Here is a 20,136-nt window from a genome sequence, read left to right on the forward strand (position 1 = left end):
GCCGGGCGGCACTGCGTTTGCCCGGCCTACGATTTTGTAGGCCCGGTAAGCGCAGTGCCACCGGGCAACTCACAAGCGGCGCAGCAGCCTCGCCGGGTTTCCCGCATAAATGCCTTTCTCGGTGATGGAATTGGTCACCACGCTCCCCGCACCAATCACCACCCCGTCGCAGATGGAGACCGCCAGGATGGTCGCCCCGCTGCCTATCGACACATCATTTCCCACGGTAATGCGTCCCCAGCTGTTCCGGTCAGCATTGGGTTTGCCATCGCGAAACATATCGTTGGCAAACATCACCCCATGGCCAATGAAACAGCGTTCGCCCAGGGTGACGTACTCGCAAATGAAGGTGTGCGACTGAATTTTGCTCTCGTCGCCAATGCGCGTATGGCCCTGAATTTCAACAAACGGGCCGATAAACACACCGTTGCCAAGCACGCAGTCATAGAGATTGCAGGGCTCATACAGGGTGACATTTTCACCACAGGTTACGTTGCGAACCCCGGTAGGTCTGCGCTCCATTCGTTACCTCCGTACATAAAACATAATTAAAAAATATAGAACCACGTCACATTTTTGCGCTATACAGGAACCTCGCCCTGGAGAATGAGGTGCTGTATGACATCCCTGACTCGCCCGCGCGTTGAGTTCATCTCAACTATCCTCCAGACCGTGCTCAACCTCGGTCTGCTGAGCCTTGGCCTGATCCTGGTCGTCTTTTTGGGTAAAGAGACGGTGCATCTGGCGGATGTACTGTTCGCCCCCGAGCAAACCAGCAAATATGCGCTGGTGGAAGGCCTGGTGGTCTACTTTCTCTACTTTGAATTTATCGCCCTGATTGTGAAGTATTTCCAGTCAGGCTTTCACTTCCCGCTGCGCTATTTTGTCTACATTGGGATCACCGCGATAGTGCGCCTGATCATCGTCGATCATAAATCTCCCCTTGATGTGCTGATCTACTCGGCGGCGATCCTGCTGCTGGTGATCACGCTCTGGTTGTGTAATTCGAAGCGGCTGAAGCGCGAATAAAAAAATGGCGCTCCGAAGAGCGCCTAACAACAGTCACAAGTTGGGTTAATACAATACGTCTAAAGTTGAGGGTTGCAGTGGCATAACAGATGAAACTTAACCTTTCACACCGCCCGCCGTCAGGCCGTTGACCAGCCAGCGCTGCGCCAGCAGGAACACCACGGTAATCGGGATGGCAGAGAGTACGGCCGCCGCGGCAAAGTCGCCCCACAGGTAGTTTTGCGGGTTGAGGTATTGCTGCATACCCACGGCCAGGGTGTAACTATTCACATCACGCAGTAGCAGAGACGCGACCGGCACTTCGGTGATGGCGGCGATAAACGACAGGATAAACACCACCGCCAGGATAGGCACCGACAGCGGCAGCAGAACCAGACGGAACGCCTGCCATGGTGTTGCGCCATCCAGCGCCGCCGCTTCTTCCAGCGAGCCGTCGATGGTTTCGAAATAGCCTTTGATGGTCCACACATGCAGGGCGATACCGCCAAGATAGGCGAAGATCACGCCGCCGTGGGTGTTCAGGCCGATAAACGGCACATACTGCCCCAGGCGGTCAAACAAGGCATACAACGCGACCAGAGACAGTACCGCCGGGAACATCTGGAAAATCAGCATCCCTTTCAGCAGTGAAGCCTTGCCCGGGAACTTCATACGGGCGAAGGCGTACGCACAGGTGGTGGAGAGCGTCACAATGCCGATCGCGGTGATGGTCGCCACTTTCACCGAGTTCCACAGCCACAGCAGTACCGGGAACGGCGGCGGGGTAACGCGGCCATCGGCATGCTCCACGCTGAAGCCCAGCGCAAGCTTCCAGTGCTCCCAGGAGATTTCGTCCGGGATCAGGCTGCCGGTAGCGAAGTTACCCGAACGCAGGGAGATGGCGATGACCATCAGCAGCGGGAACATGATCGCCGCAATAAAAATCAGCAGCCCTAAATGCGTCGCCAGGAGGCGCAGTTTCTGAGATTTGGGTTGTACCATAGCCATGATCGATGCCCTCCTTAGTCAAATTTCATACGTGTGGCTTTCAGGTTCACTATCGCCAGCGCGCCAACCAGCAGGAAGATCAGGGTGGCAATCGCTGCCGCCAGACCAAAGTCCTGACCGCCACCGCCTTCAAAGGCGATGCGATAGGTGTAGCTCACGAGCAGATCGGTATAGCCGGCTGGCGTGGTGGTACCGAGACGATCCGGGCCACCGTTGGTCAACAGTTGAATCAGCACGAAGTTGTTAAAGTTGAAGGCAAAGCTGGCAATCATCAGCGGAGTCAGCGGCTTGATGAGCAGCGGCAGCGTAATCTTAAAGAAGTTCTGGAACGGACCCGCGCCATCCATTGCCGAGGCTTCGTACAGGTCGTCCGGGATAGCCTTCAGCAGGCCCATGCACAGGATCATCATGTACGGATAACCCAGCCAGGTGTTGACGATGATAATCATCGAACGAGCGGTGGTCGGGTCGCTGAACCAGGCCGGTTTGATGCCGAACAGCGCGCTCAGCATCATGTTGATTTCACCGAAGCTCTGGTTAAACAGCCCTTTGAAAATCAGAATTGAGATAAACGACGGTACGGCATACGGCAGGATCAGCAGCACGCGGTAGATCGCTTTGCCTTTCAGGGCTTCCCACTGCACGAGGCAGGCCAGCACCATACCCACGGCAACGGTCAGGAGTACCGTCAATACGGAGAAGACCACCGTCCAGACGAAGATAGCAAAGAACGGCTTCTGGATCCCTTCGTCGGTAAACACGCGGGTAAAGTTGTCCCAGCCGATAGTCACGGTATAACCCGGGCTGAGTTTGTCATCGCCCCAGCTGCCGTCGGCGTTTACAGACTGATAGAAACCAATATCGTTGTTCGGACGGTACTTCACACCGCTCTGGTTATTCGTCAGCGTGCCGTCATCCGCCAGGGTATAGAGTGGCTGCGTGCCGGAGAACTGGCGCAGCGAGCTCATGGTCACTTTGCTTTCGTCTGGCAATACGGCGGTGAGCTGAGTTAGCGCCTGACGGTTCTGGGTAATGATACGCAGGTTAGCGCGTTCGCCTTCCGGCAGGGCAGGGGCCTCTTTTAAGGCCAGCTTCTGCTCGCCGCCAAATTTGAAAGCGTCGGAAATATAGGTTTTGCCGCTCTCGCCGTCAGTCAGTGCTAATTTCCATTCGTCACCCGCAGGATACAAACCAAAGTTGAAGGTCTTTCCTGCCTGATAAGAACGGTCCAGAAGTACCTGAGTGGCGCGCTCTTGTGCGAGCTGGTTGGTGCTGCTGTAGTTAGTGAATGCGATAGCGATAGTACAGATCAGCGGGAACAGGACAAACAGCCCCATCCCGGCCACGCCCGGATAGACATAACGCCAGGCATATGCCTTACGGTTGGCGAAAATATACAGGCCAGCAGAGCTTAAAATCAGCGTCATGATGGCGAACAGATATTCCCCTTGTACGTACATTAAAACAACAAGGTAACCCACCAGCAGACAGAGCAGACCGATCGCTGACCACTTCAGCACGTCGCTTTGCCACCAATGTTTCTTTTTAATGACATCCATGGGGTTCTTCCTCTACAACGATGGAAACTTATTGTCAGGTGGCGCTGCGCTTACCTGACCTACGGATCGTGCCGTAGTCGTAGGGCGGGTAAGCGCAAGCGCCACCCGCCGTTTTTCTGCTTACTTAGTAATACGACCCTGCGCATCTTTCAGCGCGGCATCGACAGTCTGACGACCGCTTGCGGCGTTAATCACCGCAGTACGGGTGGCATACCAGAACGCGGCCATCTGTGGGATGTTCGGCATGATTTCGCCTTTCTGGGCGTTATCCATGGTTGCCGCGATACGTGGGTCTTTTGCCAGCTGATCCTGGAAGGATTTCAGCGCAACGGCACCCAGCGGTTTGTCCTTGTTCACTTCATCCAGACCCTGATCGGTCAGCAGGTAGTTTTCGAGGAACTCTTTCGCCAGCTCTTTGTTCGGGCTGGCGGCGTTGATACCTGCGCTCAGCACGCCGACGAACGGTTTAGACGGCTTGCCGTTGAAGGTTGGCAGCAGCGTCACGCCGTAGTTGATTTTGCTCTTGTCGATGTTGGTCCAGGCCCACGGACCGTTGATGGTCATCGCGGTTTCGCCTTTGTTGAACGCCGCTTCCGCGATGGAGTAATCGGTATCCGCGTTCATGTGTTTGTTCTTGATCAGATCGACCAGGAAGGTCAGACCCGCTTTCGCACCCGCGTTGTCCACGCCCACGTCTTTGACGTCATATTTGCCGTTTTCAAACTTGAACGCGTAACCGCCATCGGCAGCAATCAGCGGCCAGGTGAAGTACGGCTCCTGCAGGTTGAACATCAGCGCGCTCTTACCTTTCGCTTTCAGCTCTTTATCCAGTTTCGGGATCTCTTCCCAGGTTTTCGGCGGGTTAGGCACCAGGTCTTTGTTATAAATCAGAGACAGGGCTTCCACTGCGATTGGATAAGCGATCAGCTTGCCGTTATAGCGAACGGCGTCCCAGGTGAACGGGAACAGTTTGTCCTGGAAGGCTTTATCAGGCGTGACTTCCGCCAGCAGGCCGGATTGTGCATAACCCCCGAAACGGTCATGCGCCCAGAAGATGATGTCCGGGCCGTCACCGGTTGCCGCAACCTGCGGGAATTTCTCTTCCAGCTTGTCCGGGTGTTCTACGGTGACTTTGATACCGGTGTCTTTTTCGAATTTTTTACCCACTTCGGCCAGGCCGTTATAGCCTTTGTCGCCGTTAATCCAGATAACCAGCTTACCTTCTTCAATTTTGGCGAGAGCCGGTGCGGAAATCATCATTGCTGCAAGGGCGGACAATGCGAAAACGCGTGCGCCAGTCTTGATCTTCATATCTGCCATCCTTTTTTGGTGATGTGCTCGTGGATACATAAGGTGGTTCAACGTCACTCAGTCTCCTTATTTGACATCCTCTTTCCATCCTCCCAACCCCTACGCCCCACCCCCGGTTTGTGTGATCTGTGTTGCATAAATTTAAGTTATGAGTGCTGGCGCACATAAAAACACGCTGAATTTTGCAGGTGGCTTCACGAATTTTGCCTCAGCCCGCCAGCTGCGGTCGCAGAGCCTGCTCTCTCATCCTCCCGCCTCCTCCCCCATAAAAAAGCCGGGGGGTGGAGGATTCGCGAAAGTAATGGATACCCCATAGTGAACTTATCTTGAATGTTTCTGTCGGTGACAGGTTGTAACGAAGGGAGAAGGGCATGGCGAGCGTACAGCTGCGTAATGTAACGAAAGCCTGGGGCGATGTGGTGGTGTCAAAAGACATCAATCTCGACATCCACGAAGGTGAATTCGTGGTGTTTGTTGGCCCATCTGGCTGCGGTAAATCAACTCTGCTGCGTATGATTGCCGGTCTTGAAACCATCACCAGCGGTGATTTGCTGATTGGTGATACCCGAATGAACGACATCCCGCCTGCCGAACGAGGCGTCGGCATGGTGTTCCAGTCTTATGCACTTTATCCCCATCTTTCCGTCGCCGAGAACATGTCCTTTGGCCTGAAGCTGGCGGGGGCGAAAAAAGAGGTGATTAACCAGCGCGTCACGCAGGTGGCAGAAGTGTTACAGCTGGCACACCTGCTGGAGCGTAAACCGAAGGCGCTTTCCGGTGGTCAGCGTCAGCGCGTCGCGATTGGCCGTACGCTGGTGGCCGAACCACGCGTCTTCCTGTTGGATGAACCGCTTTCTAACCTGGATGCCGCGCTGCGCGTCCAGATGCGTATCGAAATCTCCCGTCTGCATAAACGTCTTGGCCGCACGATGATTTACGTCACCCACGATCAGGTCGAAGCGATGACGCTGGCCGACAAAATTGTGGTGCTGGACGCAGGCCGCGTAGCACAGGTGGGTAAACCGCTGGAGCTGTATCACTATCCGGCAGACCGCTTTGTTGCGGGCTTTATTGGCTCGCCAAAGATGAACTTCCTGCCCGTCAAAGTCACGGCGACAGCCATTGAACAGGTACAGGTGGAGTTGCCAAACCGTCAGCAAGTCTGGTTGCCGGTCGACAGCGCCAACGTACAGGTGGGGGCCAACATGTCCCTCGGTATTCGTCCTGAACATTTACTGCCGAGCCACATCGCCGATGTGACGCTGGAAGGTGAAGTTCAGGTCGTCGAACAACTTGGTCACGAAACACAGATTCATATCCAGATCCCCGCCATCCGTCAGAACCTGGTCTACCGCCAGAATGACGTGGTGTTGGTAGAAGAGGGTGCCACATTCGCTATCGGTTTGCCGCCAGAGCGTTGCCATCTGTTCCGCGAGGATGGCACTGCATGTCGTCGGCTGCACAAAGAGCCAGGCGTTTAAGCAATCCCAAAAGAAGACACGAAACCGACAGGTCAAGTGTTCAAAGAAAAGCAATGATCTCAGGAGATAGAATGATGATTACTCTGCGCAAAGTCCCTCTGGCACTCGCCATTGCGGCAGGCATTATGTCTGCCCAGGCAGGCGCTGTAGACTTTAAAGGTTATGCTCGTTCCGGCATTGGCTGGACCGGGAGTGGCGGTGAACAACAATGTTTTGCAACGACGGGTACTGGCGGTACTAAATATCGTCTCGGTAACGAATGTGAAACCTATGCTGAATTGAAACTGGGCCAGGAAGTGTGGAAAGAGGGCGACAAGAGCTTCTATTTCGACACTAACGTAGCGTATTCCGTTTCTCAGCAGAACGACTGGGAATCCACCAGCCCGGCCTTCCGTGAAGCTAACGTGCAGGGTAAAAACCTGATTGAGTGGCTGCCAGGCTCCACCATCTGGGCCGGTAAGCGCTTCTATCAGCGTCATGACGTTCACATGATCGACTTCTACTACTGGGACATCTCAGGTCCTGGTGCCGGTATTGAAAACATCGATCTGGGCTTTGGTAAACTCTCTCTGGCAGCTACCCGCTCTTCTGAATCAGGCGGTTCTGCAACCTTCGCCGATCGTGATGAAAACGGCGATCGTGTTTATGACAACATTGTACCTAACGACGTCTTCGACGTGCGTTTAGCCGGTCTGGAAACCAACCCGGGCGGTACGCTGGAGCTGGGCGTTGACTATGGTCACACCAACATTCCTGACGACTACTACCTGCAGCCTGGCGCTTCTAAAGATGGCTGGTTGTTCACTGCTGAACACACCCAGAGCATGATGAAGGGCTTCAACAAGTTCGTACTGCAGTACGGTACGGATTCCATGACCTCTAACGGCAAAGGTATTCCACAGGGCGGTAGCGTTGATAACGATGGCTCCATGTGGCGTGTGCTGGACCACGGTGCAATCACCCTGGCAGACCGTTGGGACCTGATGTACGTCGGTATGTACCAGAACATCGATCGTGACAACAACAACGGTACCGAGTGGTGGACTGTGGGTGTTCGTCCGATGTTCAAATGGACGCCAATCATGAGCACCCTGCTTGAAGTGGGCTACGACAACGTCAAATCTCAGAGAACTGACGAGAAGAACAGCCAGTACAAAATCACCCTGGCACAGCAATGGCAGGCAGGCGACAGCATCTGGTCCCGTCCGGCTATCCGTGTCTTCGCAACCTACGCGAAGTGGGATGAGAAATGGGGTTACGCAAACAACAGCGACACTGGCTACACCTCCGGTGTGGCTTACAGTGACACCTCTGCGAAAACCTTCAGCCGTGGCGACAACGATGAGTGGACCTTCGGCGCCCAGATGGAAATCTGGTGGTAATTTGTTAGACCTGACGTAATGACCTGAAAAGAGGGGCGCAAGCCCCTCTCTCCTTAGGGTGCTGCGCGCTATTGCCTGGCCACCGCAGTGCTCACGCTATCAGAGGTAATAACAATGAAAATGAAGAAAAGTCTCGTCGCGCTGTGCCTCTCTGCGGGGCTGTTAGCCTGTGTTCCGGCCGTCTCCTTTGCAGACGTGAATTTCGTGCCACAAAATACCAGTGCTGCGCCCGCTATCCCGGCAGCGGCACTCCAGCAACTGACATGGACGCCGGTTGATCAATCCAAAACGCAGTCGACTCAGCTCTCTATGGGTGGCCAACAACTGAACGTGCCGGGAATTTCTGGCCCCGTTGCGGCTTATAGCGTACCGGCGAACATTGGTGAATTGACCCTGACGCTGACCAGCGAAGTGAACAAACAGACCAGTGTGTTTGCGCCAAACGTCCTGATCCTCGATCAAAACATGACGCCATCGGCGTTCTTCCCGAGCGACTATTTTAGCTATCAGGAACCGGGCGTAATGAGTGCGGACCGCCTGGAAGGCGTTATGCGCCTGACGCCTGCTCTGGGTCAGCAAAAGATTTACGTGCTGGTATTCACAACAGAGAAAGATTTGCAGCAGACAACAAAGCTGGTTGACCCGGCGAAAGCTTATGCCAAAGGCACCGGTAACTCTGTCCCGGATATTCCGGATCCGCTTGCCCGCCATACCACTGATGGCCTGGTCAAACTGAAAGTTTCCACCAACAGCGCTTCCAGCGTACTCGTTGGCCCACTGTTTGGCTCGTCTGGTCCTGGTCCGGTGACTGTGGGGAATACCGCTGCACCTGTTTATACCGCGCCAGCGGCTACGGCAGCCGCGACCGCAGCCCCAGCTCCGGCGAAGAAAGCTGAGCCGGTACTGAACGACACCGAAGAATACTTCAACAACGCCATTAAGCAGGCGGTGAAGCGCGGCGATGTCGATAAAGCGCTGAAACTGCTTGATGAAGCCGAACGTTTAGGTTCAACCACTGCCCGTTCCACCTTTATCAGCAGTGTAAAAGGCAAGGGGTAACCGTTTCCCCACAGTGCTGATTTGTTAGTAGTTTAGTGCGCCTGAGTGGGCGCACTTTTTTTCGTGCCGCTCGCGCTGTTGCACCATTGTTGCGATAGTGATCGCTAAATAACGTTTGACCGCCCTCAATGCGCTTTTCTGCGATACAATGCCATTACGTTATGTATCGGAGAGTCCGGCATGTCACACCCTGCGCTAACGCAACTGCGTTCGCTGCGCTATTTCGACCAAATACCTGCGCTTGACCCGCAGCAGCTTGACTGGTTGCTGCTGGAAGATTCCATGACTAAACGTTTTGAGCAACAGGGCAAGACGGTTACGGTGACGATGATTCAGGAAGGGTTTGTCACCTCTGCTGGCATTGCCAGTGAGCTGCCGCTGTTACCAAAAGAAGAACGCTACTGGTTGCGTGAAATTCTGCTCTGCGCGGATGGTGAGCCGTGGCTCGCCGGACGAACCGTGGTGCCTGAATCCACCCTTTCCGGGCCAGAGCTGGCACTGCAACGGCTGGGAAATACCCCGCTCGGGCGGTATCTTTTTACCTCGTCTGAACTTACCCGGGATTTTATTGAAATTGGACGCGATGCCGAACTGTGGGGACGTCGTTCCCGTCTTCGCCTGAGCGGTAAACCGTTAATACTGACGGAGCTTTTTTTACCGGCATCGCCGTTGTACTGAGAGGAAGAAAAAAATGGAGTGGAGCCTGACGCAGAACAAGCTGCTGGCCTATCACCGCTTAATGCGTACCGATAAACCCATCGGCGCGCTACTGCTGTTGTGGCCGACATTATGGGCGCTATGGGTGGCGACGCCGGGCGTTCCACCGCTGTGGATCCTGGGCGTGTTTGTGGCCGGTGTCTGGCTGATGCGTGCGGCGGGCTGTGTGGTCAATGACTACGCCGATCGTAAATTCGACGGACATGTGAAACGGACAGCCAATCGTCCGTTACCCAGCGGGCAGGTCACAGAGAAAGAGGCCCGTGTGCTGTTTATCGTGCTGGTGCTGCTCTCCTTCCTGCTGGTGTTAACCCTCAACACCATGACCATCCTGCTTTCCGTTGCGGCTCTCGCGCTGGCATGGGTCTATCCGTTTATGAAACGCTATACCCATCTGCCGCAGGTGGTGCTCGGCGCGGCGTTTGGCTGGTCGATCCCAATGGCGTTTGCGGCGGTCAGCGAGTCGGTACCGCTGAGCTGCTGGCTGATGTTCCTGGCGAACATTCTCTGGGCCGTGGCTTATGACACGCAATATGCGATGGTTGACCGCGATGACGATCTGAAAATTGGCATTAAATCGACCGCCATTCTGTTTGGTCGTCACGACAAGCTGATTATCGGTATCCTGCAGGTCGCCGTGCTGGCGCTGATGGTGGCGATTGGCCGCCTGAACGGGCTCAACTGGGAGTTTTACTGGTCAGTGCTGGTGGCGGGGCTGCTGTTTGCATATCAGCAAAAGCTGATCGCAAAGCGTGAGCGTGACGCCTGTTTTAAAGCGTTTATGAATAATAACTACGTGGGCCTGGTGCTGTTTTTAGGACTGGCGATGAGTTACTTTGGCTAAAAAGAAGCCCGGTGGCGCTAGCGCTTACCGGGCCTACATGTCATGCAGGATCGTAGGCCGGGTAAGCGCAAGCGCCACCCGGCTTTTTCACATCACTCGCCCTGCGTCGCACTCTCAATCGTCAAACGCACGTCGGAGGTAATCAGCTCTGCCAGCATCTGATACACCTTCAGCGTCTCTTCCGGCTCGGCATCGCCCGTGTCGCTAATGAACCCTTCATCACGCAACGTCAGTACCAGCGAACTGAAGACCGCTTTGTCGAAGAATTCCGGGGCGTTGATGCCGTGCAGAACAGAAAGGCGCTGTGCAAGCGTCCGGCTCTCTTTCTCCAGCGTACCGCGGTTAATGGATGGGTTCGCGCTCAGCAGCCAGAAGGTGATGGCGTAGCGCTGCAGCGTTTCACGCGCACCCGCCGCCAGCAGTTGCAGCGTGCGGGAGCGTGACGGATTAATATGCAGCTCATCGTTAACGACGGTAATCAGCCCCTGACGACGCAGCTCCTCAGTCATTTTATCCAGCTCAATCGCCAGCTCATCCTTGCTCCAGCGCAGGAACAGCTCTGCTTTCAGCATCGGATAGAGCGTTTCCACGTGACGCAGCAGCTCCTGACGAGAAATACGGCGATGCTGGGTAATGATCGCCGCCATCAGCGACGGCAGCATCAGCATATGCGCGATATTGTTACGATAGTAGGTCATCAGCACCGCCTGCTCGCGCGGCAGAATGATGATGTCGCCAATCGTATCTTTCTCGACTTCAAACTTGTTCATCTGCAGCGCATGGTCGATCAGCTCGCTCGCCGTGCTGGCAGGCGTCGTTGAATCCACCGAGTAGGGAACGTTGCGCATCAGGTCAAGATAGCAATCCAGCTGCTCCGTAAGCTGTTCACGGGTCAGCGAGCGTTGACGTGACGCCAGCAGTGCCGTACAGCACAGGTTCATGGCGTTTGCGGCACCGGCGTTGTTAATACGCACCATCAGCTCAGCCGCGATACCGTTAACCGTTGGCGTCAGCCAGGCTGGACGCACCGCTTCGATAGGATCGATAGACTCGCGCCAATCGGGAACATGGTTGTTCAGATACGTCATCAACGGCATCGGCTCGCCGAAGTTTACGTAGCCCTGACCAAGATTGCGTAGCTTGCTCAGCCCGCGCAGCATCTGCGGCAGGCTCTCTTTCTCTTTAGTCGCCCCGCGCAGCTCTTTGGCGTAAGTCCCCACTTCCATGACGTGCTCATAGCCAATGTAAATGGGCACCAGCGTGATGGGACGAGTGCCGCCGCGTAGCATCGCCTGGATGGTCATCGACAGCGTGCCAGTTTTCGGATCCAGCAGACGGCCGGTTCGTGAACGTCCCCCCTCCACGAAGTACTCAACGGAATAACCGCGGCTGAACAGCTCGCCCAGATATTCACGGAATACGGTGGAGTAGAGCTTGTTGCCCTTAAAGGTACGACGAATGAAGAACGCCCCCAGGCGGCGGAAAATCGGGCCTGCTGGCCAGAAGTTCAGGTTGATACCGGCTGCGATGTGCGGTGGCACCAGCCCCTGGTGATAGAGCACATACGAGAGGAGCAGGTAGTCCATGTGGCTGCGGTGGCAGGGCACATAAACAATTTCATGGCCGTCATGCGCCAGTTGGCGAACGCGCTCGGCGTTATGGACGTTAATGCCCTGATAGAGGCGGTTCCATGTAAAGCCCAGGATGCGGTCAGAAAGACGGATCATCTCATAGGAGAAGTTCGCGGCAATCTCTTCCATCAGCGCAATGGCGTTCTGCTGTGCTTTTTCATGAGAAATCTTTTTACTGCGCGCTTCGTCTTCAACAGCACGAGCGATCGCTTTGGAAGCCAGCAGCTTGTTGAAGAGATCCTGACGCGCCGGAAGGCGAGGGCCAACGGCGGCCAGACGCTGACGAGCGAAATGCATGCGCGCCACGCGCGCCAGTTTTTGCGCGATGATCTTATCGGTGCCGTGCTCGTCGGCCATCCGGCGCAGCGAGACGGAAGGGGAGAAGCGCACAAAGCTGTCGCGCCCCAGCCAGGAGACGGCGAAGAATTTCTGGATGCCATTAAGCATGCGTAACGGTGGGTTCTCTTCCCCCTTTTCGCGGCCCGGACGACGACCAAACATCACCGACACCGGCACCATCTGCACATCCAGATCGGGATTGCTGCGATGCAGGTCGAGATAGTCGTGGAACAGCTTAATGGACTCTTCTTTTGGCGTGTAATAGGTAAACACGCGTGGCCCACCGTGAATGAACACGTATCGCGGCAATAGCGTACCGTCGACTTCTAACGGTTCAAGCGGGTCAGGTAAATCATGCGCCAGACACTGGGCGCGAAGCGTCAGCAAGTCTGCCTTCGAGTTATAAGGCAAAACATACATAATAGGGCGCGACGTATCGAGCCCCAATTCCAGCGCGGGTTCTGCTGGGATAGACTTACTTTTTACCAGGACGCTTAATGGTAAATTAAGTAATTTGTAGTAAATTCGTGGCCAGCCAGACATAAACGATGTAAAGCCTCTGGTTAATAATGCAATTGCGGCGCAAGGATAACAGAAAGCGCGCGAAATTACTGTTGTTACCCGTCATACTTCAGGCTACAGCGCAACACGTTGCGCCTCCTGTTATTGACGCTATTTCAAATAAAAGGTTCTTTTAATGGCCAATAATACCACTGGGTTAACCCGTATCATTAAAGCTGCTGGCTATTCCTGGAAAGGTTTTCGCGCCGCTTGGGTCAACGAAGCCGCGTTTCGCCAGGAGGGTGTCGCCGCGATTGTCGCGGTGATTATCGCCTGTTTCCTTGATGTTGATGCCATTACCCGCGTGCTTCTGATCGGCTCCGTGCTGTTGGTGATGATAGTGGAAATTATTAATAGCGCTATTGAGGCCGTTGTGGACCGTATTGGCTCTGATTTCCACGAACTTTCTGGCCGGGCAAAAGACATGGGCTCTGCTGCCGTGTTGCTGGCGATTATCACTGCGGTCATCACCTGGGTCACGCTGCTTTGGTCACATTTCCGATGAGCCTCGAGGAATAATTAAGTCCCTGGTTTTTTGTGCAGTTTTTGGTTCCAAAATCGCCTTTGACTGTATATACTCACAGCATAACTGTATATACACCCAGGGGGCGGAATGAAAGCGTTAACGACCAGGCAGCAAGAGGTGTTTGATCTCATTCGGGATCATATCGGCCAGACGGGTATGCCACCCACGCGTGCGGAAATCGCGCAGCGTCTGGGCTTCCGTTCTCCGAACGCTGCCGAGGAACACCTGAAAGCGCTGGCGCGTAAAGGCGTAATTGAGATTGTATCGGGTGCTTCACGCGGTATCCGCCTGCTGGTGGAAGAAGAGACGGGCATTCCGCTGGTGGGGCGCGTCGCGGCAGGTGAACCTCTGCTGGCGCAACAGCATATTGAAGGCCACTATCAGGTTGATCCCGGCATGTTCAAGCCGAGCGCGGATTTCCTGCTGCGCGTAAGCGGTATGTCCATGAAAGACATCGGTATTCTTGACGGCGATCTGCTTGCGGTGCATAAAACGCAAGACGTGCGTAACGGCCAGGTTGTGGTGGCACGCATCGATGATGAAGTCACCGTTAAACGCCTGAAAAAGCAAGGTAATACGGTTCAGCTGCTGCCGGAAAACAACGAGTTTTCCCCCATTGTGGTAGACCTCCGCGAACAAAACTTCTCTATCGAGGGGCTGGCGGTAGGGGTCATTCGCAACGGAGAATGGCTGTAATCTCATCCTGACAGGCTACGGATCTGCCGTGGCCTGATTCCTTATCCACTCCCGGTATTTTTTCATGTCACTGCTTACGGCATCCGATAAGGCATTGTGGCGTCTTGCACTGCCGATGATTTTTTCCAATATCACCGTTCCTCTGCTGGGGCTGGTGGATACGGCAGTTATTGGTCACCTTGATTCACCCATCTATCTGGGCGGCGTGGCGATTGGCGCGACGGCGACCAGCTTCCTTTTTATGCTCCTGCTCTTTTTGCGCATGAGTACCACCGGGCTTACGGCGCAGGCGTACGGTGCTAAAGATCCTTTGCGTCTGGCGCGTGCGCTGGTTCAGCCGTTAATTCTGGCGCTTGGGGCAGGCGCGTTAATCGCTATATTACGTACCCCACTGATTGATCTGGCGCTGCATGTCGTTGGCGGCAGCGAGGCGGTACTGGAGCAGGCACGACGCTTCCTGGAAATTCGCTGGCTCAGCGCGCCCGCGTCGCTGGCCAATCTGGTTCTGTTGGGGTGGTTACTCGGCGTGCAGTATGCCCGCGCGCCCGTGATCCTGCTGGTGGTAGGCAACCTCCTCAACATCGTGCTCGATCTCTGGCTGGTGATGGGCCTGCACATGAACGTGCAGGGTGCGGCACTGGCGACGGCGATTGCCGAATACGGGACGTTTATCCTTGGTCTGTGGATGGTATGGCGGGTGCTGGTCATGCGCGGGATCTCCGTTACACTGCTCAAGAATGCATGGCGAGGCAATATCCGCACCCTGCTGGCGCTTAATCGCGACATTATGCTGCGCTCACTGCTGCTGCAGCTCTGTTTCGGCGCACTGACGGTCTTTGGCGCCCGGCTTGGGCCAGATATCGTCGCGGTGAATGCCGTTCTGATGACGCTGCTGACCTTTACCGCCTATGCACTGGATGGCTTTGCCTATGCTGTGGAAGCGCATTCCGGCCAGGCATACGGCGCACGTGAAAGTGGTCAGCTGCGGGATGTCTGGCGGGCGGCCTGTCGGCAGTCGGGGCTGGTGGCGCTGGCGTTCGCGCTGATTTACGCCTGTTTTGGCGAACAGATTATTGCGTTACTCACCTCCCTTCCTGCACTGCGCGAGCTGGCAAGTCATTACCTCATCTGGCAGGTCATTTTGCCGGTGGTGGGGGTCTGGTGCTATCTGCTGGACGGTATGTTTATTGGCGCGACGCGAGGAGCGGAGATGCGTAACAGTATGGCGGTGGCGGCGGCTGGTTTTGCCCTGACGCTGCTCACGCTCCCCTGGCTGGGTAACCATGGTTTATGGCTCTCCCTGGCGGTCTTTCTCGCGTTGCGGGGCCTGTCACTGGGCTTTATCTGGCACCGGCACTGGCAAAACAATACCTGGCTTCCTTCCCGCAACGATATATCGTGACGGTTAAAGATTCCGAATATGAAATCAACTGCCGAATCCTTAACTACAATTATTATCACGTCCAGCAGAAAAGAACGTAACGGACGTTACGACCCGACGCTTAACTAAGAGGACACGATGATGAATAAAGACGAAATCGGCGGCAACTGGAAGCAGTTCAAAGGTAAAGCGAAAGAACAGTGGGGTAAGCTGACGGATGACGATATGACGGTCATCGAAGGTAAACGCGATCAGCTTGTCGGTAAAATTCAGGAACGCTACGGTTACGAGAAAGACCAGGCGGAAAAAGAGGTCGGCGACTGGGAAAAACGCAACGACTACCGTTGGTAACCGTGTGATACCCGACAGTACAAGGAAGTACTCCCTGAGGGCGGCCATGGGCCGCCTTTGTTTTGGCTGTTAACGCGGCTTTTTCTTTACGAGGATAGAGTGGTCATGGTGGCACGCGTCCTGATGCCGGCAGGCCTCCACTTCTACACACGCAGAGCATAATCCGTGTGCTTCAATGACGTTATGGCGCAAGGCAAAGCCCATTCTGGCCGCCAGCGTATGCATAATATCTTCTACGCCTTCCGCCCCTTCTTCTTTCACCACGCCACAACGGTCGCAGATAAACATGGCCGACGTATGGGTTGGCTGGTCAAAAAGATGACACAACACATAACTGTTTGTGGATTCGACCTTGTGTACAAACCCTTGTTCCAGCAGAAAATCTAGCGCACGATAGACCGTAGGCGGTTTAGCCTGTGGCTCGCTTTCGCGCAGCAGGTCGAGCAGGTCGTATGCGCTGATGGCGCCCTGCTGCAGGGTCATCAGACGCAAGACTTCAAGGCGCTGCGGAGTCAGGCGCACATTGCGTTGCGCGCACAGCTTCTCTGCCTGCGCTAACAGCTCTTTTGTGGACTTATCCATTTAGCACCTCGGATGTTATAGGCTGGCAAACCCTCACTTTACCATGTTCTGGTAAAAACGCCGAGATCCGCCAGGCTGTGCTATACCTGACCCATCGCAAACCGGGAAATTAAATATGAAAAAACCTGACTGTATTCGGCACTGGCGAGACGTGGAAGAGCCAGATAATTCAACCTATCCCGACAGCAACGAGCTTTTCTCCATCGGTGCACCGCTGGCTCGTCACCTGGGGCTCAGGCGAATCGGTATTCACCACGAGCGTTTGCCGCCCGGGCGTCGAACCTCCTATCCCCACGCGGAAAGCGACGAAGAGGAGTTCATCTATGTGCTGGAAGGGTATCCGGAAGCCTGGATTAACGGCTATTTGTGGAAGCTTGAACCCGGCGACAGCGTAGGGTTTCCTGCTGGCACCGGCGTCTGCCATACCTTTATTAATAACACCGAAGAAGAGGTGCGATTACTGGTTGTTGGCGAGGCTAACAAGAAGCACAACCGAATCTACTATCCGCTTAATCCGGAGTATGCCGCCACGCGTGAAGATCGCTGGGTTGATCATCCCCCTCAGTTCTTTGGGCCGCACGATGGAAAACCTGGGAAAAAATAATTTCCTCTTCTATAAATATTGAGGGCCGTCACAAATAACAACAGGCCTGTCCGGAGTTTTACTTAAGGAAATAGCGGGTCTTTTTGTACTTATTCACAGCAATAGTTCGTTCCTGTTTGGGTGATAACAAACAGGGTGATGTTATTAACGACAATAAGACGAGCATACTGTGAAAAAACATTTTAAATTTTCGGTGGTTAGCATCGCTGTCTCCCTGTTTATGGCAAATCAGGCGGGAGCAGCCAATACCTGGACAGAATCACGTAGCGACGCAATGGGTGGTACGGGCGTCGCTTCGGGCAGCTATGGCAGCGGGGCGTTAATCAACCCTGCGTTGTTGGCAAAGGCGAAACCGGACGATGATGTGACGGTTATTTTACCGTCCGTCGGCGTGCAGGTGACGGATGAAGACAATCTTCAGGATGAGATTGATACCATCAACGATAAAATCAATCACTATAAGGATGTGGTTGATAGCCTGACCCCCATCGAAGTGATTACCAACCCGCTGGGCTCAATCAATCAGTTCCAGGGAGCGGCAAAAGATCTTGCCGATGAACTGGACTATCTCAAAGGCAAAACCGCACGCGCTACGGCAGGCGCGGGGATTGCGGTGAGTATCCCTAACGATGTGCTCTCCGTGGCCTTTATGGCGAAAGGCTATGCCCACGGGCGCGTCAGCTCTTCCATCGATCAGCAAGATATTGATTACCTGCGCAGTATCCAAAACAGCGATGCGGTGGCGGCGGGCGTGGCACTGGATGCGGCGCTAAACGGTACTGATCAAATCACAAAAAACCTTAACTCTACGGCGTCTGGCCGGGCGGCAATTGTCTCCGATTATGGTGTTGCCATTGCCCGTCAGTTCGATCTGGGTGGCGTCCCGGTTTCCCTTGGTGTCACGCCAAAACTGCAGAAAACCTGGATCTACAACTACACCACCTCAATTTACGATTACGACAGTAACAAGTGGAACGACAGCCGCTACCGGAAAGACGATACCGGCTTTAACGTGGATGCCGGTATCGCGGCCGATTTCGGCGAGCACTGGACGGTCGGGGTGAGCGGGCAAAACCTGATGTCGCGCGATATCGACACCAAGGACATTCGCATCCGCAACGGGCGCACGGGGGAAGTGGTGAGCTATAAAGACACCTATCAAATCCGTCCGCTGGTGACGGCCGGTGCCGCCTGGCACAACGATCTGGTGACCCTGACCGCCGATGGCGATCTGACAGAAACCAAAGGCTTTAAAAGCGAAGATACCTCGCAGTATGTTGGCGTGGGTGCGGAAGTGACGCCGCTGAGCTGGCTGGCCGTGCGGGCGGGTTATCGTGCCGATATGAAAGGGAATGACAGTAACGTCTTTACCGGTGGTGTCGGTTTTGCACCGTTTAACACGGTCCACGTCGACCTGATGGGGCTCTACGGTGAAGATGAAACCTGGGGTGCAGGGGCACAGTTAAGTATGACGTTCTAAAGGGCACCGGAGGCGTTGCGCCTCCGGCTTTTCTTTATGCTATAGTAGCGCCCCTTTTCCACCAGATGCTTAAAACTTCGCCATGTCGTCAGAACACCAGACTGCCTTTCCCGCACACCGTTTCTCCATTGCGCCCATGCTCGACTGGACGGACAGACACTGCCGCTATTTCCTGCGCCAGCTCTCCCGCCATACGCTGCTGTACACCGAAATGGTCACCACCGGTGCAATTATTCACGGTAAGGGCGACTATCTGGCGTACAGCGAAGAAGAGCATCCGGTTGCCCTGCAACTGGGTGGCAGCGATCCGGCTGCGCTGGCGCACTGTGCGAAGCTGGCAGAAGAACGTGGCTACGACGAAATTAACCTTAACGTTGGCTGTCCGTCCGATCGCGTGCAAAACGGCATGTTCGGCGCCTGTCTGATGGGGAACGCACAGCTGGTAGCGGACTGCATCAAGGCGATGCGTGATGTGGTCTCCATTCCGGTGACGGTGAAGACCCGTATCGGTATTGATGACCAGGACAGCTACGAATTCTTGTGTGATTTCATCAATACGGTTGCCGGAAAGGGCGAGTGCGAGATGTTTATCATCCATGCGCGTAAAGCCTGGCTCTCTGGCCTTAGCCCGAAAGAGAACCGCGAAATTCCGCCGCTGGACTACCCGCGTGTGTATCAACTGAAGCGGGACTTCCCGCACCTGACCATGTCGATCAACGGTGGTATCAAGTCGCTCGACGAGGCCAAAACACATCTGGCGCATATGGATGGCGTGATGGTCGGTCGCGAGGCATATCAGAATCCGGGTATTCTGAAGACGGTCGATCGCGAGATCTTCGGCGTTGAAGGCGCAGACACTGACCCGGTTGCCGTGGTGCGGGCCATGTATCCGTACATTGAACGTGAGCTGAGTAACGGCACTTACCTTGGCCATATCACGCGTCATATGCTTGGCCTGTTCCAGGGGATCCCGGGCGCACGCCAGTGGCGTCGCTATCTGAGCGAGAACGCCCATAAAGCTGGCGCGGATATCGAAGTGCTGGAACAGGCGCTACGCCTGGTTGCAGATAAACGATAAATCTCGCTAAAAATTCGTCAAATTCACCACGCCCCGCACAGCCTTGCGGGGCGTTTTGCTTTTATAACAACACGTTAGAGTTGGCATGGTTCTTGTAATGATTGCGACATCATTCGGGAACTCGTGGGAGAGAACCATGCTGGAACTGCTTTTTGTGATTGGCTTTTTTGTCATGCTGTTAGCCACCGGCGTGTCGCTGCTCGGCATTCTGGCAGCGCTTGTGGTGGCGACAGTGGTCATGTTTATTGGCGGATTATTTGCCCTGACGATCAAACTTCTGCCGTGGCTGCTGCTGGCCGTTGCGGTGGTGTGGGTTATGCGGGCGATTAAATCACCAAAACTGCCCACTTATCAGCGTAATAACCGCTTTCGTTACTAAGGTATTGAGGGGTTCGTCACATACCTGCAACTTTTCCGGCGGCATTGCTTAGAACGGAATAGGATTTACTTATCGAATCTGTCACTATGGCTGCCGCTAAAGAATTCATCGAGCTGTACCCTACATACAGCCGAACTAAAAAAAGAAAGGGCTTCCTCA

Annotated in this window: 20 protein-coding genes and 1 pseudogene; 15 read left to right on the forward strand and 6 right to left on the reverse strand. The window is 54.7% G+C overall.

The window, feature by feature from the left end; translation table 11 throughout:
- Nucleotides 1–69 precede the first annotated feature (69 nt).
- Entirely contained in the window at nt 70–522 is a 453-nt protein-coding gene (locus tag AC2FAK_RS20975) for an acyltransferase (protein ID WP_095455709.1), read from the reverse strand.
- A gap of 96 nt (nt 523–618) precedes the next feature.
- On the opposite strand from AC2FAK_RS20975, the gene psiE reads away from it, so the two are divergent.
- Complete coding sequence (gene psiE / locus AC2FAK_RS20980; RefSeq protein ID WP_000202963.1) at nt 619–1,029, forward strand: phosphate-starvation-inducible protein PsiE; 411 nt, start codon at nt 619–621, stop codon at nt 1,027–1,029.
- 96 nt (nt 1,030–1,125) lie between these two features.
- On the opposite strand, the gene malG is transcribed toward psiE, so the two are convergent.
- From malG to malE, 3 genes are all read right to left on the reverse strand, one after another.
- Complete coding sequence (gene malG, locus AC2FAK_RS20985; RefSeq protein ID WP_013095043.1) at nt 1,126–2,016, reverse strand: maltose ABC transporter permease MalG; 891 nt, start codon at nt 2,014–2,016, stop codon at nt 1,126–1,128.
- Nucleotides 2,017–2,030: 14 nt separating this feature from the next.
- Nucleotides 2,031–3,575 carry a maltose ABC transporter permease MalF gene (gene malF, locus AC2FAK_RS20990; RefSeq protein ID WP_020686620.1) on the reverse strand — a complete coding sequence of 515 codons (1,545 nt, stop codon included), beginning with the start codon at nt 3,573–3,575 and terminating at the stop codon, nt 2,031–2,033.
- 120 nt (nt 3,576–3,695) lie between these two features.
- Nucleotides 3,696–4,886: a maltose/maltodextrin ABC transporter substrate-binding protein MalE gene (gene malE / locus AC2FAK_RS20995; RefSeq protein WP_014830274.1), complete on the reverse strand. Its 1,191-nt coding sequence runs from the start codon at nt 4,884–4,886 to the stop codon at nt 3,696–3,698.
- Nucleotides 4,887–5,257: 371 nt separating this feature from the next.
- Between malE and malK the strand changes: the two genes are divergently transcribed.
- The 5 genes from malK to ubiA all read left to right on the forward strand — a co-directional run bounded on the left by malK (nt 5,258) and on the right by ubiA (nt 10,369).
- The gene (gene malK / locus AC2FAK_RS21000; RefSeq protein WP_008500080.1) at nt 5,258–6,367 is read left to right on the forward strand and encodes a maltose/maltodextrin ABC transporter ATP-binding protein MalK; all 1,110 of its coding nucleotides are present in this window, start codon (nt 5,258–5,260) and stop codon (nt 6,365–6,367) included.
- Nucleotides 6,368–6,438: 71 nt separating this feature from the next.
- Nucleotides 6,439–7,749 (forward strand): maltoporin, encoded by a 1,311-nt coding sequence (locus tag AC2FAK_RS21005; protein WP_058680837.1) that lies wholly within the window; start codon nt 6,439–6,441, stop codon nt 7,747–7,749.
- Between the two features lie 114 nt (nt 7,750–7,863).
- Nucleotides 7,864–8,808 carry a maltose operon protein MalM gene (gene malM, locus AC2FAK_RS21010; RefSeq protein ID WP_023622494.1) on the forward strand — a complete coding sequence of 315 codons (945 nt, stop codon included), beginning with the start codon at nt 7,864–7,866 and terminating at the stop codon, nt 8,806–8,808.
- A 180-nt stretch (nt 8,809–8,988) separates the two neighbouring features.
- Complete coding sequence (gene ubiC / locus AC2FAK_RS21015) at nt 8,989–9,486, forward strand: chorismate lyase (protein ID WP_095455710.1); 498 nt, start codon at nt 8,989–8,991, stop codon at nt 9,484–9,486.
- Nucleotides 9,487–9,499: 13 nt separating this feature from the next.
- Nucleotides 9,500–10,369, forward strand: a complete 870-nt coding sequence (gene ubiA, locus AC2FAK_RS21020) for a 4-hydroxybenzoate octaprenyltransferase (RefSeq protein WP_013095050.1) — start codon at nt 9,500–9,502, stop codon at nt 10,367–10,369.
- Between the two features lie 92 nt (nt 10,370–10,461).
- Here the strand turns inward: ubiA and plsB are convergent, their stop codons facing one another.
- Nucleotides 10,462–12,882 (reverse strand): glycerol-3-phosphate 1-O-acyltransferase PlsB, encoded by a 2,421-nt coding sequence (gene plsB / locus AC2FAK_RS21025; protein ID WP_013095051.1) that lies wholly within the window; start codon nt 12,880–12,882, stop codon nt 10,462–10,464.
- Between the two features lie 154 nt (nt 12,883–13,036).
- Between plsB and AC2FAK_RS21030 the strand changes: the two genes are divergently transcribed.
- The 5 genes and pseudogenes from AC2FAK_RS21030 (at nt 13,037) to AC2FAK_RS21050 (ending at nt 15,854) form a co-directional block, all read left to right on the forward strand.
- Nucleotides 13,037–13,405, forward strand: a complete 369-nt coding sequence (locus AC2FAK_RS21030; protein ID WP_023620295.1) for a diacylglycerol kinase — start codon at nt 13,037–13,039, stop codon at nt 13,403–13,405.
- 108 nt (nt 13,406–13,513) lie between these two features.
- Nucleotides 13,514–14,122 carry a transcriptional repressor LexA gene (lexA, locus tag AC2FAK_RS21035; protein WP_013095053.1) on the forward strand — a complete coding sequence of 203 codons (609 nt, stop codon included), beginning with the start codon at nt 13,514–13,516 and terminating at the stop codon, nt 14,120–14,122.
- 64 nt (nt 14,123–14,186) lie between these two features.
- The gene (gene dinF, locus AC2FAK_RS21040) at nt 14,187–15,524 is read left to right on the forward strand and encodes an MATE family efflux transporter DinF (RefSeq protein ID WP_095455711.1); all 1,338 of its coding nucleotides are present in this window, start codon (nt 14,187–14,189) and stop codon (nt 15,522–15,524) included.
- A pseudogene (locus AC2FAK_RS21045) lies at nt 15,521–15,595 on the forward strand (hypothetical protein); the annotation flags it as partial. The gene dinF and the pseudogene AC2FAK_RS21045, both read left to right, overlap by 4 nt.
- Before the next feature lie 49 nt (nt 15,596–15,644).
- Nucleotides 15,645–15,854, forward strand: a complete 210-nt coding sequence (locus AC2FAK_RS21050; RefSeq protein ID WP_020686626.1) for a CsbD family protein — start codon at nt 15,645–15,647, stop codon at nt 15,852–15,854.
- Nucleotides 15,855–15,923: 69 nt separating this feature from the next.
- Here AC2FAK_RS21050 and zur read toward each other — a convergent pair whose 3' ends face one another.
- Nucleotides 15,924–16,436: a zinc uptake transcriptional repressor Zur gene (gene zur, locus AC2FAK_RS21055; RefSeq protein WP_013095057.1), complete on the reverse strand. Its 513-nt coding sequence runs from the start codon at nt 16,434–16,436 to the stop codon at nt 15,924–15,926.
- A 115-nt stretch (nt 16,437–16,551) separates the two neighbouring features.
- Here zur and AC2FAK_RS21060 point away from each other — a divergent pair, with 115 nt between their 5' ends.
- The 4 genes from AC2FAK_RS21060 to pspG all read left to right on the forward strand — a co-directional run bounded on the left by AC2FAK_RS21060 (nt 16,552) and on the right by pspG (nt 19,977).
- Complete coding sequence (locus AC2FAK_RS21060) at nt 16,552–17,040, forward strand: cupin domain-containing protein (RefSeq protein ID WP_023620296.1); 489 nt, start codon at nt 16,552–16,554, stop codon at nt 17,038–17,040.
- A 220-nt stretch (nt 17,041–17,260) separates the two neighbouring features.
- Entirely contained in the window at nt 17,261–18,520 is a 1,260-nt protein-coding gene (locus AC2FAK_RS21065; protein ID WP_201747483.1) for a conjugal transfer protein TraF, read from the forward strand.
- 82 nt (nt 18,521–18,602) lie between these two features.
- Complete coding sequence (dusA, locus tag AC2FAK_RS21070) at nt 18,603–19,598, forward strand: tRNA dihydrouridine(20/20a) synthase DusA (protein WP_095455712.1); 996 nt, start codon at nt 18,603–18,605, stop codon at nt 19,596–19,598.
- Between the two features lie 136 nt (nt 19,599–19,734).
- Complete coding sequence (gene pspG / locus AC2FAK_RS21075) at nt 19,735–19,977, forward strand: envelope stress response protein PspG (RefSeq protein ID WP_095455713.1); 243 nt, start codon at nt 19,735–19,737, stop codon at nt 19,975–19,977.
- The last annotated feature ends 159 nt before the right edge of the window (nt 19,978–20,136 follow it).

The sequence above is a fragment of the Enterobacter cloacae complex sp. 394F7 genome, from assembly GCF_057320385.1.

What these genes read in the sequence shown, in the direction of transcription:
- AC2FAK_RS20975 (WP_095455709.1), bottom strand. Translation starts at nt 522, where the DNA reads ATGGAGCGCAGACCTACCGGGGTTCGCAACGTAACCTGTGGTGAAAAT.
- psiE (WP_000202963.1), top strand. Translation starts at nt 619, where the DNA reads ATGACATCCCTGACTCGCCCGCGCGTTGAGTTCATCTCAACTATCCTC.
- malG (WP_013095043.1), bottom strand. Translation starts at nt 2,016, where the DNA reads ATGGCTATGGTACAACCCAAATCTCAGAAACTGCGCCTCCTGGCGACG.
- malF (WP_020686620.1), bottom strand. Translation starts at nt 3,575, where the DNA reads ATGGATGTCATTAAAAAGAAACATTGGTGGCAAAGCGACGTGCTGAAG.
- malE (WP_014830274.1), bottom strand. Translation starts at nt 4,886, where the DNA reads ATGAAGATCAAGACTGGCGCACGCGTTTTCGCATTGTCCGCCCTTGCA.
- malK (WP_008500080.1), top strand. Translation starts at nt 5,258, where the DNA reads ATGGCGAGCGTACAGCTGCGTAATGTAACGAAAGCCTGGGGCGATGTG.
- AC2FAK_RS21005 (WP_058680837.1), top strand. Translation starts at nt 6,439, where the DNA reads ATGATGATTACTCTGCGCAAAGTCCCTCTGGCACTCGCCATTGCGGCA.
- malM (WP_023622494.1), top strand. Translation starts at nt 7,864, where the DNA reads ATGAAAATGAAGAAAAGTCTCGTCGCGCTGTGCCTCTCTGCGGGGCTG.
- ubiC (WP_095455710.1), top strand. Translation starts at nt 8,989, where the DNA reads ATGTCACACCCTGCGCTAACGCAACTGCGTTCGCTGCGCTATTTCGAC.
- ubiA (WP_013095050.1), top strand. Translation starts at nt 9,500, where the DNA reads ATGGAGTGGAGCCTGACGCAGAACAAGCTGCTGGCCTATCACCGCTTA.
- plsB (WP_013095051.1), bottom strand. Translation starts at nt 12,882, where the DNA reads ATGTCTGGCTGGCCACGAATTTACTACAAATTACTTAATTTACCATTA.
- AC2FAK_RS21030 (WP_023620295.1), top strand. Translation starts at nt 13,037, where the DNA reads ATGGCCAATAATACCACTGGGTTAACCCGTATCATTAAAGCTGCTGGC.
- lexA (WP_013095053.1), top strand. Translation starts at nt 13,514, where the DNA reads ATGAAAGCGTTAACGACCAGGCAGCAAGAGGTGTTTGATCTCATTCGG.
- dinF (WP_095455711.1), top strand. Translation starts at nt 14,187, where the DNA reads ATGTCACTGCTTACGGCATCCGATAAGGCATTGTGGCGTCTTGCACTG.
- AC2FAK_RS21050 (WP_020686626.1), top strand. Translation starts at nt 15,645, where the DNA reads ATGAATAAAGACGAAATCGGCGGCAACTGGAAGCAGTTCAAAGGTAAA.
- zur (WP_013095057.1), bottom strand. Translation starts at nt 16,436, where the DNA reads ATGGATAAGTCCACAAAAGAGCTGTTAGCGCAGGCAGAGAAGCTGTGC.
- AC2FAK_RS21060 (WP_023620296.1), top strand. Translation starts at nt 16,552, where the DNA reads ATGAAAAAACCTGACTGTATTCGGCACTGGCGAGACGTGGAAGAGCCA.
- AC2FAK_RS21065 (WP_201747483.1), top strand. Translation starts at nt 17,261, where the DNA reads ATGGCAAATCAGGCGGGAGCAGCCAATACCTGGACAGAATCACGTAGC.
- dusA (WP_095455712.1), top strand. Translation starts at nt 18,603, where the DNA reads ATGTCGTCAGAACACCAGACTGCCTTTCCCGCACACCGTTTCTCCATT.
- pspG (WP_095455713.1), top strand. Translation starts at nt 19,735, where the DNA reads ATGCTGGAACTGCTTTTTGTGATTGGCTTTTTTGTCATGCTGTTAGCC.